The organism is Streptomyces sp. NPDC002690, from assembly GCF_053592415.1.
Genome location: NZ_JBSFVR010000218.1, coordinates 1 through 12,452 on the forward strand (window position 1 = coordinate 1; position 12,452 = coordinate 12,452).

The 12,452-nt window shown below is 70.5% G+C and carries 12 protein-coding genes and 3 pseudogenes; 7 read left to right on the forward strand and 8 right to left on the reverse strand.

Annotation, left to right across the window (positions count from 1 at the left end; genetic code table 11):
• Positions 1–180 (reverse strand): hypothetical protein (locus ACWD3D_RS24155; RefSeq protein ID WP_451462902.1); only part of this gene is annotated, 180 nt, incomplete at its 3' end.
• Positions 181–201: 21 nt separating this feature from the next.
• The gene (locus ACWD3D_RS24160; protein ID WP_451462903.1) at positions 202–1,533 is read right to left on the reverse strand and encodes an aminotransferase class I/II-fold pyridoxal phosphate-dependent enzyme; all 1,332 of its coding nucleotides are present in this window, start codon (positions 1,531–1,533) and stop codon (positions 202–204) included.
• Positions 1,534–1,568: 35 nt separating this feature from the next.
• On the opposite strand from ACWD3D_RS24160, the gene ACWD3D_RS24165 reads away from it, so the two are divergent.
• A complete protein-coding gene (locus ACWD3D_RS24165; RefSeq protein ID WP_451462904.1) occupies positions 1,569–2,282 on the forward strand; it encodes a pyridoxamine 5'-phosphate oxidase family protein in 714 nt (237 codons plus the stop codon).
• A gap of 44 nt (positions 2,283–2,326) precedes the next feature.
• On the opposite strand, the gene ACWD3D_RS24170 is transcribed toward ACWD3D_RS24165, so the two are convergent.
• The 4 genes and pseudogenes from ACWD3D_RS24170 to ACWD3D_RS24185 form a co-directional block, all read right to left on the reverse strand.
• Positions 2,327–3,028 carry a Clp protease N-terminal domain-containing protein gene (locus tag ACWD3D_RS24170; protein WP_451462905.1) on the reverse strand — a complete coding sequence of 234 codons (702 nt, stop codon included), beginning with the start codon at positions 3,026–3,028 and terminating at the stop codon, positions 2,327–2,329.
• Between the two features lie 203 nt (positions 3,029–3,231).
• Complete coding sequence (locus ACWD3D_RS24175; RefSeq protein WP_451462906.1) at positions 3,232–4,272, reverse strand: EamA family transporter; 1,041 nt, start codon at positions 4,270–4,272, stop codon at positions 3,232–3,234.
• 431 nt (positions 4,273–4,703) lie between these two features.
• A complete protein-coding gene (locus tag ACWD3D_RS24180) occupies positions 4,704–5,342 on the reverse strand; it encodes a PadR family transcriptional regulator (protein ID WP_451462907.1) in 639 nt (212 codons plus the stop codon).
• A 209-nt stretch (positions 5,343–5,551) separates the two neighbouring features.
• A pseudogene (locus ACWD3D_RS24185) lies at positions 5,552–6,522 on the reverse strand (helix-turn-helix transcriptional regulator).
• A gap of 89 nt (positions 6,523–6,611) precedes the next feature.
• Between ACWD3D_RS24185 and ACWD3D_RS24190 the strand changes: the two are divergent.
• Together ACWD3D_RS24190 and ACWD3D_RS24195 are read left to right on the forward strand one after the other, a co-directional pair.
• Positions 6,612–6,980 carry a VOC family protein gene (locus ACWD3D_RS24190; protein ID WP_451462908.1) on the forward strand — a complete coding sequence of 123 codons (369 nt, stop codon included), beginning with the start codon at positions 6,612–6,614 and terminating at the stop codon, positions 6,978–6,980.
• A gap of 318 nt (positions 6,981–7,298) precedes the next feature.
• Positions 7,299–7,769, forward strand: a complete 471-nt coding sequence (locus ACWD3D_RS24195; RefSeq protein WP_451462909.1) for an N-acetyltransferase family protein — start codon at positions 7,299–7,301, stop codon at positions 7,767–7,769.
• 6 nt (positions 7,770–7,775) lie between these two features.
• Here ACWD3D_RS24195 and ACWD3D_RS24200 read toward each other — a convergent pair.
• Positions 7,776–8,892: pseudogene (locus tag ACWD3D_RS24200) on the reverse strand (IS630 family transposase).
• Between the two features lie 222 nt (positions 8,893–9,114).
• Here ACWD3D_RS24200 and ACWD3D_RS24205 point away from each other — a divergent pair.
• The 4 genes and pseudogenes from ACWD3D_RS24205 to ACWD3D_RS24220 form a co-directional block, all read left to right on the forward strand.
• Entirely contained in the window at positions 9,115–9,666 is a 552-nt protein-coding gene (locus tag ACWD3D_RS24205; RefSeq protein ID WP_451462910.1) for a DinB family protein, read from the forward strand.
• 27 nt (positions 9,667–9,693) lie between these two features.
• Positions 9,694–10,203, forward strand: coding sequence for a hypothetical protein (locus ACWD3D_RS24210; protein ID WP_451462911.1), 510 nt, complete (start codon positions 9,694–9,696; stop codon positions 10,201–10,203).
• Positions 10,200–11,021: a PhzF family phenazine biosynthesis protein gene (locus tag ACWD3D_RS24215; RefSeq protein ID WP_451462912.1), complete on the forward strand. Its 822-nt coding sequence runs from the start codon at positions 10,200–10,202 to the stop codon at positions 11,019–11,021. The genes ACWD3D_RS24210 and ACWD3D_RS24215 overlap by 4 nt, the downstream gene beginning before the upstream one ends.
• Positions 11,018–11,125, forward strand: a pseudogene (locus ACWD3D_RS24220) (aminoglycoside phosphotransferase family protein); the annotation flags it as partial. The gene ACWD3D_RS24215 and the pseudogene ACWD3D_RS24220, both read left to right, overlap by 4 nt.
• Positions 11,126–11,230: 105 nt before the next feature.
• On the opposite strand, the gene ACWD3D_RS24225 reads toward ACWD3D_RS24220, so the two are convergent.
• Positions 11,231–12,025, reverse strand: coding sequence for a CPBP family intramembrane glutamic endopeptidase (locus tag ACWD3D_RS24225; protein ID WP_451462913.1), 795 nt, complete (start codon positions 12,023–12,025; stop codon positions 11,231–11,233).
• Positions 12,026–12,452: the final 427 nt, after the last annotated feature.

Below are 12,452 nucleotides of genomic sequence, written 5' to 3' on the forward strand. Positions count from 1 at the left end.
CTTGCCCCAGTCGAAGACCGCGCCCAGGTAGTCGCCGTCGCTCCATTTGCCCGAAGCGTCCGCGGAGTCCCGCATCCAGTCGTTGCCGAGCTGCTCTGGCTCCGGCTCACCCCGGCCACCGTCGTCTCCTGGGACTTCCGCAAGCTGCCGGGCCCCCGCTGACCGGCCGTCGCCCGCCACCCGGCTCCCGGCCGGTGCCGCTCAGCCGTAGCTGATGGGCCGGGCGGGTCCGGCCGCCGCCGCGATCGCGTCGGCGAGCGGGCGAATGTCGTCGAGGGTGAGCGGTGACACCGTGATGCGCACTCCCTGGGGCGTGTCCGTCCGGAACCTCGCGCCGGGCGCCACCGCCCATCCCGCGTGCAGCAGCCGGGCGACGGCGCCGGTCTCGTCGCTGACCGGCACCCAGACGTTCATCCCGCTGCGTCCGTACGCGACGACGCCCCGTTCCGCGAGCGCGGCGACGAGCGCCGAGCGGCGTTCCCCGTACGCCCGGGCGACCGAGGGCGTGTCGACGGCGCCCGTGCTCCACAGATGGACCACGGCACGCTGGAGCAGCCGGCTCACCCAGCCGGGGCCCAGCCGCTGCCGCCCCGCCACCCGGTCCATGGTGACCCCGTCGCCGGTCAGCGCCGCGACCCGCAGGTCCGGTCCGTACGCCTTGGCCACGGACCGGACCACCGCCCAGTGGTGGGTGGTTCCGGCCAGGGGGTGGAACGGGACGTCGACGAACGCGTGTCCGTGGTCGTCCTCCACGAGCAGGACCCCTGGGTACGCGGCGAGGAGGGTGCGCAGCTCTCCGGCCCGCCGCGCACCGATCGCGGCACCGGTCGGGTTCTGGGCGCGGGCGGTGACGACGAGGGCCCGGACTCCCGCGCGCAGGGCCCGTTCCACTGCTGCGGGCACCGGTCCCTCCTCGTCGACCACGACCGGTACGGCGCGCAGTCCCATCGCGGGCATCAGGTCCAACAGGCTGCCCCAGCCCGGGTCTTCGACGCCGACCGCGTCCCCGGTCTTGAGATGGGCCGCCAGTACCCGCTCGATCGCGTCCAGGGAGCCGGAGGTGACGGCGATCTGGCTGTCGGGGACCCCGTCGGCGGTGAAGGCCGCGCGCGCGAACGCGTCGAACTCGGGCACCACCGGCAACTCGCCGTACATGCCCGGGTTTTCCCCGTAGGCCCGGACCGCCTCGGCGAAGGCCTCGGCCAGCGCGGGCAGCAGCGCGGGGTCCGGGTCTCCCTTGCCGACGTCCCGGCCGCCCGGCAGCGCCTCGATGCGCAGCGAGCCGCGCGCGGTGGTGGCGGGACGAGGGCGCACCCGGCTGCCTCGGCGCCCGTCCGTCTCGATGACCCCGCGCTCGCGCAGGGTTCTGTAGGCGGCGGCGACCGTATTGGGATTGACCTTCAGCTGTTCCGCCAACTCCCGCATGGGAGGGAGGAGTTGGCCAAAAGCAAGTTCACCCGAGCCCACCCCTCGTTCCACGCTCGCGGCAATGTCCGCCGCACGCCCACCCGTGATCCTGTATTCTCCTGGCACAAACAGCATTATGCACTAGTGCAAATGGAGACGCAATGTCGGACACCGTCGCTCCCGTCGACTCCCCCTCCACCGGGACCGCCCCGGCCGAAGACGACGCCCCCTACGCGGCCACCGGGCGCACCATCCCCACCAGGTCCAGGGAACGCGCCTCCTACGACCCCGCGGTCGTGCACCCGATACTCGACACCGCGTACCTCTGCCACCTCGGTTTCGTCCGCGACGGCGCCCCGGTGGTACTGCCGACGCTGTACGCCCGGGTCGGCAGGCGCCTGTACATCCACGGCTCGACCGGTTCCCGGCCGCTCCGGATGGCGAACACCACGGACCCGGGCCTGCCGGTCTGCCTGACCGTGACCCACGTCGACGGGCTGGTCCTCGCCCGCTCCGCCTTCCACCACTCGATCAACTACCGCTCGGTGGTCGTGCACGGCGTCGCGTACACCGTGACGGACCCCGACGAACGGCTGATGGCTCTCGACGCGATCGTGGACCAGGTCGTCGCGGGACGGTCCCAGGACTCCCGGCCGGCGAACGACAAGGAGCTCGCCGCCACCGCGGTCATCCGACTGGACCTGGACGAGGTCTCCGCGAAGCTCCGCACCGGCGGCCCCAACGACGAGCCGGAGGACCTCGCCCTGCCGTTCTGGTCGGGCGTGGTGCCGGTCGCGCGGACGTACGGCGCCCCGATCCCGTCCGACGACCTCGACCCGTCGATTCCCCTCCCGGACTACCTCGCGGCGCGCTGAGCCGTACGCGACCGGGGTCCGGCCCGGACCCCGGTCCCGCCGTCCTACGCGTCGCGCCCGGCGGACCGGCCGGCGATCGCGGCCTCGACCGCCCCGAGCAGCTCGTCCGACGTGAAGCCCAGGTCCTGCAGGACCTGGGCCGCCGGGTGCCCCTCGACGCGGATCAGGCCCAGCAGCACGTGCTCCGTGCCGACCCAGTCGTGACCGAGGTCCGCCGACACGCGTGACGCCTGCTCGATGACCTCCTTGCCCTCCGGCCGGAACGGGATGTGACCCCGTTGCGTCTTCCGCCCGTCCGGCTCGATCACCGCGTCGATCGCCTCGCGGACGCGCTGCTCCGACCCCGCCTTCGCGATCAGAATCCCGTGCGCCAGACCCTGCGGTTCGCCGACCAGGCCGAGCAGCAGATGTTCGGTGCCGATGAACTCGTGCCGGCGCGTCCGGGCGGCCTCCTGCGCCAGCACGATGCTGTGCCGGTTGAGCTTGGTGAACCGCTCGAACGGGTTGGGCGTGTGGCGCTGCTGGGCGGCCTGCTTGGTCACCCCGATGGCTTCGCCGATCTCGGTCCACGACGCGCCGCTCCGCTTCGCCTCGCCGACGTAGTGGTCGATGAGCTGGTCCCCGAGGTCGGAGAGGGTCTGGGCGCGGAGGTGCGCCTCGCTGATACGGGCCAGTACGCCGGCGTCGGGGCGCTCCTCGTCGAGACGGGCGATCAGGTCGGCCAGGCTGATGTTGAGTGGCGTCATGCGTCAATCTTAAATTGACGCTCCAGGGTCGTCAACCTGCAATTGACGATCCATTCGGTTTCGTCGCCGGGGCGCGTCACTGTCGGGCCTCACCACCGGAGCGTCGCCACCAGGTCGCGCCGGCAGGGGCATACGTCAGCGGAGACACTCGTCGGCAGAGCCGCGGAATCACCACCCGAAGCCGGAGGGGGTACCGACCGCCGTCAGACGGACGACCCGCCGGTACGCACTCCGGCGAGGCCCTCCCCCGCGGCACCCGGCACGGCCGGCCCCGACGCGACCGGTCCGGAGGGAGGTTTCGGGGCCGAGGACTGCGCGATGTAGGCGCCCGCCAGGACCACCAGCCCGCCGGCCAGTTGCGGGCCGGACAGGTGCTCGCCGAGCAGCACCCACGCGAGCACGGTCGCCACCACCGCCTCCAGGCACGCGACGACTCCGGCCACCTGCGGGGAGAGCAGCCGCACGGACACCACACCGGTCAGATAGGCGAGAACGGTCGCCAGCAGCACGACCCAGGCCAGCAGGAGCCAGGCGGCGACCGCGTGGCCGTTCATCCGCGTGGTGGAGCCGAGCACCGACCAGTCCATGCCCCAGGGGCGGGCGACCAGCGTGAGCAGCACAGCGCCGGCCAGCAGACCGTAGGCGATGACCCCCACCGGGTGGGGCGGCTCGCGTCGCACCCCGCCGCCTTCGCCCCCCGCGCCGTCGGCGGCAGCTGCGGGCGTGCCCTGGTCCGACAGGACGAAGTAGCCGACCTGACAGCAGGCCGCCCCGAGGGCGAGCGTCAGGCCGAGGGGGTCGAAGCGCAGTCCGGACCACACCTCCACGACACAGGCGAGCCCGGTCGCCGCGAGCAGCACACCGAGGACGGCGGCGCGGGTGACCGGCCGGCGCCGCACGAACCGGACCCAGCCCAGCACGAGGGCGGGCGCGAGGTACTCGACGAGGAGGGCCACACCCACCGGGATGCGTGAGATCGCGGCGAAGTAGCAGGCCTGCACACCGGCGACGGCGAACAGCCCGAAGCCGGCCAGCAGTGCGGGGCGCTCCCTCAGCAGGTTCCGGTGCCGCCACGCGGCGGGGGACATGACGAGCGCCGCCCCCGCCACCCTGAGCCAGACCACGTGCAGCGGATCGAGGCCCGCCTCGATGAGCGGCTTGGCCGCCACCCCCGAACCACCGAACGCGAACGCCGAGACCAGGGCGAGCCCCAGACCGGCACTTCTCCCCTGAGACGCCTGCATCGGCACATCATGTCAGGCGCGACCGTCATGGTCACTGCTGTCGCCGCGACTTCGCCGGTGCCGTTCCGCCATCGATTCCGGCTCGGCACCGCCCGCCATCGGGCGCGCCGACGCGCGTGTGCGCCATGGGCGACAGACCGGGCCCGGGCCTTCGAGGAACGGACGGCGGTCCGGTCTCGGAAGGTGAAGCCGGTCCCGGTCGTGGGAGATCGGCGCCGGTATCCGCGATTCGTGGCGGACGGCCTCGCACCCGACGGGAAGGCCGCTCCGCTCCGCCGCCGAGGCAAGAGATCGCGCCGTACCGACTCGACGGACGGCTCGGCCGACGGTGCGGCGGGGCTGACCGCGGCGCACTGCGGCGGACGGCGAAAAGGGCCCCGCGGTCATCCGACCGCAAGGCCCTTCGCCCCCCGCACTCCGCACTCACGGCCTCAGCTTTCGTCGGCCAGGATGAGGTAGAGCTTCTTCTTGGCCTCCCCGATGACGGCGAGTGCCTTCTTACGCTGCTCGGCGGAGCCGGTCTTCCAGACCTGACCGAACGCCTCCATCAGACCGAAGCCGGCCTGCCGGATCTCGTTCACGCTCTCCCAGTCGACACCGCGACCGGCATCCTCCCAGGGAGCGTCGGGGCCCGACTCGGCCTCCGCGGAACCGGCCTCGGTGAGCGTGAACAGCTTCTTGCCGCCCTCGCTCGCGCTGACGATCAGGCCCTCGTCCTCCAGCAGCTGGAGCGTCGGGTAGACCGAACCGGGGCTGGGCCGCCAAGCCCCGCCGCTGCGCTCGCCGATCTCCTGGATCATTTCGTAACCGTGCATCGGGCGGTCCTTGAGCAGCGCCAAGATCGAGGCACGCACGTCACCGCGTCGCGCCCGTCCCCGGCCGCCCCCGCCGCCCCGTCCTCGGCCGCCACCGCCGAAGGGTCCCGCTCCGAACGGGCCACTACCGAACTGCGGCCCGAAGGGACCGAAGGCCGAACGCCGACCGTCGAAGTCTCCGCGCCCCGGACGCCCGGGCCCGCCCTGTCCGCGGCCGCCTCGGCCGCGCTCGTTCTCGAATCCGTGTGAACGCATGACGCGCTCCTTCCGCTTCTCGGATGATCAGCACGTTCGTACCGATGGCTCAACGATATATCGGAACGTATCGCCAAGCAAGAGTTCCGAAAGAAGCGCCGCCTGACCTGCCGCGGTGAAGGTTGATGCCTGATGCCTGACCGTTCGTCCCAGCACAGGTTGATCGCCTCAGTGCCGGTCGTACGTGACCGCGATCGAGCGATCGCCTGTTACCCGTTGCGGCCGGGCCGTGGTGACGGCGCATAGTGGTGGGCAAGGTCGGCGGCGAGGTCACCGAGGTGAGCCCTGACCTCGGTGGGGCCGTGCACGGTGATGGAGCTCCCGAACGGCAGCAGTGCTCGCACGTCCTCCAGTCGCGGGAAGCGGATCGTCACCTTGTGGCCGGTGGCGGATTCGTCATGGCCGTCCCGGACGAGTCGTTGGCCAAAGATCCGTTGCGCCCGCTCGATCCGAGTCGGGTCGATGGTGGCGCTGACCTCTGTCGCGTGGTTGTTTTCCACTGCGCAACGAGCGCTGCAGCGACGGTGGCCAGGGTCTGGCTCTCGCGGATCCGTCGCGGCCGGTCGACTTCTTCCCACGTCGTGATCCGTTCGAGTCGGTACATCCGTGGCACTCGGGCACGGTCGGCGACGAGGTACCAGATGCCGGCCTTGGCGAACAGCCCGTAGGGATCCACGACCAGGTCGCGCGGGCATGCCTCGCGTGGGCTGTCGTACTCGATCCGTAGCCGGCGACCTCGCCGCACCGGGCCGATCAGCGAAGCCGGAGTCGTGCCGGAGGTACGCGCCGGGACCCAGGGACTGCTGTCCACGTGCACTACGTCGGCGAGCGGCAGGAGTTCATGGACTCGACGTGACTGTGCAGCGACGATCTTGGAGAGCGCCCGCCGGCTTTCGGCCGATGCGTCGAGTTCCGCACGTTGCTTCTCGTCCAGCCCGGTGAGCGACAAATGATCATGCTCGCCCGGCGTGAGTCGCGTGAGATCGAGCCCGGGCAGCATGGTCACGCCTCCGAGGCGGCCCCGTTGCGCGGTGACCGGCAGACCGGCGTCGCGGAGCCAGTTCAGGTCCCGGGTGATGGTTCGAAGGGACACCCCGAGCGCCGAGGCGAGTTCCTGTGTGGTCACGGCATCTCTCGAGGCGAGGAGCAGCATCAGGGAGAAGAAGCGGTCTGGCGTCACCCACCAAGTTTTTCGAAAATTGCGACACGATGCGGCGCATATCCCGGTCAAGCTGGTGGCTGCACGCCAACGACCTGCGAGAAGGAACCATGACCGCTTCCGTTGTGTCCATCGTCTACGTGAACGACGCTCCCGCCGCAGCTCGTTTCTACGGCGACCTCCTCGACATGAGCCCCTCGTTCGAGACTCCGGACTACATCACCTTCGGCCTCGGACCCGGCGCTGACCTCGCTCTGTGGTCCGGCCAGTTCGAGGATCTGTCACCGGACGTCCCACGCACCAGTGAGGTGTGCCTGGCCATCCGCGGAGGTGGGCCCGACGAGATCGACGCGATCTTCGAACAGTGGCGGTCCAAGGGCGTCACGATCCTGCGCGAGCCTCATGACCTGGGGTTCGGACCGACCTTCCTCGCGGCTGATCCTGACGGGAACCGTATCCGCGTAGCACCGCGGGGCTGAAAGACCGCGATGCGGCAGGCGCGCACGACAGGTATCGCGCCTGCCGTCGTCCGACTTCGAGAGGGCGACGACTGCCCCACGCGTACGCGCCCCTGAGCGTCGAGGGCCGTAGGCGGCTCGTGGAGCGGTGCCGGACATCTCCCCTCGCCATGTCGCTGAGACGGGTATCTCCGGCGCATGCGCCGGACGCGACTCCAACATCGGTCATCGCGCGGATCTAGTGCTGTGACCGCATAGGTTCACCGGGTTCCGCACTGGTCCGAGCGTCGCGGGGAACTCGGATGCGGCCGCATCCTGGGTCTGCGAGCATGCGTTGCTGTGGAGATCAACAACTTTGTCGTCCGCCGTGCGGTCGACTCCGACGCCGCTGCGGTGGCCGAGGTGTGGCTGCGTTCCTTCACGGCGGCGCTTCCGAGCGTGCGCCGGGCACATACGGACGACCAGGTCCGGTCCTGGTTCCGTGAGGTGGTCGTGCCCGGCCAGGAGACGTGGGTGGCGACCTTCGAAGACTCGGTCGTCGCGATGATGGTGCTGGACAGCGAAGACCTGGACCAGCTCTATCTCGATCCGGCCTGGCAGGGTCAGGGCATTGGCGGCCGGCTCGTGGATCTGGCGAAGCAGCGCCGTCCGGCCGGGCTGGCGCTGTGGACGTTCCAGGTCAACGAGCCGGCACGTCGCTTCTATGAGCGGCGCGGCTTCGTCGCTGGCGAATGCACCGACGGGCACCGCAACGAGGAACGTGAGCCGGACATCCGGTACCTGTGGCGACCTGAAAAGCAACAGCCCTGAGACTGTTCACGCCGCCTGGGCGAATGGTCGTCCACCCCAGCGGATGCCCTTCTGGCTGCGGACGCGGGCGCGTTCACGGCGCTGGGCGGCCAGGGCGTCGGGGTGCCGGGCGTTCTTGTTGCGCCAGCGCAGGTATCGCTTCAACTCCCGTGTCTGAACGGTGTGGTTGGGGTGGTGGGAGTTGGCGAGGGTGAACTGCCTCAGCGGCCCGACGTGCGCCTCGATGGGGTTCGCCCAGGAGGCGTTGGTCGGCGTGAAGCACAGCTCAACCTTGTTCTTCCGGGCCCATCGGCGAATCTTGCTGCCCTTGTGGGCGGACAGGTTGTCCAGGATCACGTAAATCGGGGCACCGTCCGGTCGGGCGGCCCGGATCGATTGCAGCGGCCAGGGACGGGACGGTGCCTATGTGACGGCGGTTGACACCCCCGAGGGTGTCGTCGCCGATCGAGTAGCAGCCGTGAAAGTAGGTGACCCCGTGGGTGCGGTGGAAGGTCGCCGGCAATCGGTCGGGCCTGCCCTCTTTCGCCCAGCAGGACCCGGCGGTGGGGCGGATGCCGAGCGGCCCGAACTCGTCGAAGGCGAAGGTGCGGTCGGGGCGCTCGGTCAGCGCGTACTCGATCCGGTCCAGCTTGGCATCGAGTCGGGTCGCTGGATTCCTTCCAGGTCTTGGTCCGCTGGAACGTCACGCCGCGACGGTGGAGCAGGCAGCGCAGGGCCTCGCGGCCGATGCGTATCGGTCGGGCGACGTTGCGCCGCAGATGGTCGGCGAGCTTGCGGATCGACCAGCGGGTGAAGGGCCTGCCGAGCTTGGTGGGGCGGGTGGTGGCCGTCTGGATGACGAACTCCTCGTCGTCATCGCTGAGCAGGCGGGGACGGCCTCCCGCCCACTGAGGGTCCAGGCAGGCCGGCCCGATCTCGTTGAGGCGGTGGATGACGTCGCGGACCGTGTCCTCGTCCGCCTGCACCAGGCGCGCGATCACCGGGACGGTGTTCCCGCCGGCCGAGGCCAGCAACATCATTGCCCTGCGGAACCGCACCGTGCTGGTGCTGCCCCGCCGCACGATCCGCTGCAGCTTCTGACCTCCTGCTCAGTCAGCCTGCGTACTCTGACTGGCCCTGCCATCGTGCCTCCCTGCGCCGATCGGACGTGTCGTCACATCCAACCGGCGCAAGGTCAGTCGGTACCAATCCGGTGATCGTTTCCGGTCAGAGCACCTAGTCCTGGCGCCGTGAGCACGGACGCGCCCTGGATGTGCGGCGGCGGTGAGCATGGCGGTGTGTCCGCCCGGCCACCGCCCGACCAAGACGACCATCACTCTGTTCGACGGGTCTGTAGTGTGCGGCAATGACAGGAAGCGAGCGGCTCGCGGAGCAGTTGGACTGGTACTGGCGCAAGAACCTGCGGCCACGGCTGGACGGTCTTACCGACGAGGAGTACTTCTGGGAGCCGGTGCGCGACTGCTGGAGCATCCGCCCACGTGACACGTCGACCGCACCGGTGTCGGAAGGCTCGGGGGAATGGACGATGGACTCCGCGTCCCCTGCACCGGTGACCACGATTGCCTGGCGGCTGGGGCACATCATCGTCTCGTGCCTGGGCTATCGGGTCGGATGGTACTTCGGCGGCCAGGACGTCGACCCCCGGACATTCGCCTATGCGGGGACCGCTGACGAGGCGCTGGAACAGCTCGATGAGATGTACGGGAGATGGAACGCGGGGGTCCGCGAGCTCTCGGACGCTGATCTGGACAGTCCGCCCGCAGTGGGTCCCGAGCGGTTTCCCCTGGTGAACAGGGTCCTGCACGTCAACAGGGAGCTGATCCATCACGGCGCCGAGATTTCCCTGCTGCGCGACCTCTACCGGTGGCAGGACGGAGCCGTACCGCGCCGTATATGACGCTGTGACCCGGGTATCCTCCGGCCTGTGCCGCGCAATTCGAAGAGCCATCGCCGCCTGGTGGCCGACGGGCGCACGTACTTCTGGTGGCAGCGCCACGGCCACCGGAAGGACGAGTCGGGCCGGTCCGTCGACTGCCGTCAGGTCCTCACCCTGTCCCCGCAGCCGTCCGGCAGCGGCGGACCGCTGCGCGTCGTCTTCGAGGCGGGGCCCGGCCGGTACGTTCCCGGCGGGTATCCCCTGGGCTCCGGGGACGTGGGGAAGGCCGGGGGAAGCTCGCTGAACCTGCACGAACCGGGCGCGGTCCGCGCTCTGCTCGACGTGGCGAGGGCCCACGGGTGGCAGCCGGAGAAGCCGGGACCGGTGGTGATGAACGGCTGGCTCCTGCTGGACGCCGCAGCCGCCGCCCAGGCGGCGCAAACCGCACGGGCCGAGCAGGCCCGGCAGACCGGGCAGAACCCGCGGACCCCCCCGGACCGGCCAGGCAGGCCCCGCGGCGAGCCCCTGAGGACCGTCCTGGTTACGGTCGCCCCATGAGGATTCGTATCGTCGACGCGTTCACCGACCGCCCCTTCGCGGGCAATCCCGCCGGTGTCGTCCTGCTGGACTCCGCGGCCTTCCCCGACGCGGGCCTGCTGCAGCGGATCGCCTCCGAGGTCAACCTCTCGGAAACGGCCTTCGCCCATCCGCCGGCGCCGGGCGGGGAGACGGACTGGGCGCTGCGCTGGTTCACCCCGACGACGGAGGTGGACCTGTGCGGGCACGCCACCCTCGCCGCCGCACACGTCCTGCACACGACGGGGGCGGCCACGGGCGCCGTACGGTTCGCGACCCGGTCGGGGGTGCTCACCGTCGTCCCACGCTCCGGCTCCGCCTACACGATGGACTTCCCCACCTCCTCCCTCACGCCCGAGCCGGTGCCGGAGGGCCTGGCCCGCGCTCTGGGCGCCGAGCCCCTCCTCGTTCTCGGCACCGCCGAACACATCGGTGATCTGCTGGTCGAGCTCGAAGACGAGGCGACCGTACGCGGGCTGACGCCCGACTTCGCGGCCCTCGTACGGTGTTCGCGGCGCGGTGTGATCGTCACCGCCGCGGCGGAGGACCCTACCCTCGGGTACGACTTCGTCTCCCGCGGCTTCTTCCCCCGGGTCGGCATCGACGAGGACCCGGTGACCGGCAGCGCGCACACCGCGCTCGCCCCGTTCTGGTCGGCCCGCCTCGGCCGCGACGCGCTGACCGGTCTCCAGGGCTCCGCCCGTACCGGGCTGGTCCGCACGGAGTTGCGCGGAGACCGGACGCTCCTCACGGGCGACGCGGTGACCGTCATCGACGGGGATTTGCTCACCGCGCTCTGAGCACCGCTGACCTGGTCACCCGCGACCGCAGGGTCGCCGAGGCCGCGCTCGGGCCGTGGGCTCCGGCATTCACGCACGGCGACCCGCAGATCGAGCACGTTTTCGACCCGTTCGCGCCAGGCCGTGAGGTCGACGTGCTGAGATCCCGGACGTGATGCCGCGCGGGCCCGGCCACTACGCGTACGTTTGTCGCCCCGTACCGCCGGACCTCACGGTGTGGGCAGCCAGTCCACCTTTCCGGCGAGGAGCGCGTATCCGACGAAGGCCCCGATGTCGAGGAGCGCGTGCGCGGCGACCAGTGGGCCGACCCGGCCCCAGCGGCGGTAGAGCAGGACGAAGACGACGCCCATCACCATGTTGCCGAGGAAGCCGCCGATCCCCTGGTAGAGGTGGTAGGAGCCGCGCAGCACCGAACTGGCCACCAGCGCGGCCCGGGGCGTCCATCCCAACTGGTCCAGCCTGCGCAGCAGGTAGCCGACCACGATGACCTCCTCCAGCACGGCGTTCTGCAGTGCAGAGAGGATCAGTACCGGGAACTTCCACCACACCTCGGGCAGGGACTCCGGCACCACCGTGAGGTTGAAACCGCCTGCCCGCGCGACGAGGTAGAAGGCCAGCCCGGCGCTGCCGATGCAGGCGGCCACCGCGACCCCGCGCCGCAGGTCCGGGCCCGGCCGGGTGCGGTCGAACCCGATGACCCGCAGACTCGCGCCCTCCCGCATCAGCAGGTGCGCCACCAGCGCGACAGGGACCAGAGCCGTTGCGATCCCGAACGTTTGCCACGCCAGATCAAGCCAGGGACGTCCTGGCGCGTAAGAGCCGTTGAGCGTCGCCGCCTGATCTTTCAAACCCCCCGGTTTCGTCAGTGATCCGACAAAACTGATGAGCGCGGAGACCCCGCTCGCACCCAACGACAGTGCGAGGACCAACACCGCCTCGGAGCCCAACGTCCTTCTGGAAAGCGACTCTTGGGGACAAGAATCAGCCACACGCCCCACCTCCACCGGTCCACCCACCTTTTGTTCTGCAATCGCGTCTCATGCCGCCCGCCGCACCGCTAGGGTCTCGAAAGCAAGTACGAAGATCATGCGCGACAGGCCGGGGGACCCGGCCGTGTCCGACCATTCCCGTCGGGCTGTCGGCGTCCGGTGCGGCACTTCGCGGCGTTGTCGGACCGCCCGTGTACATCCAGTACACGGGCGATCCTCCGCCTTGCGACGCACCGCCCCGGACACCGCCCACTGATTCCGACGCGAACTGTTCAGACACGGCCCAGCACCATCACCGATGGTGCGGTCCCCCTTTCCTTGTTTCATTCTCAAGGAGGGGCACCACCGACATGGGACGTCACAGCTTGCCCGACCGCTCCGCGGCGGACAGACCCGGGGCCGCGTCCGCGCCGCCCCGCCGCCGGGGGGTCGCCGTCGCCGG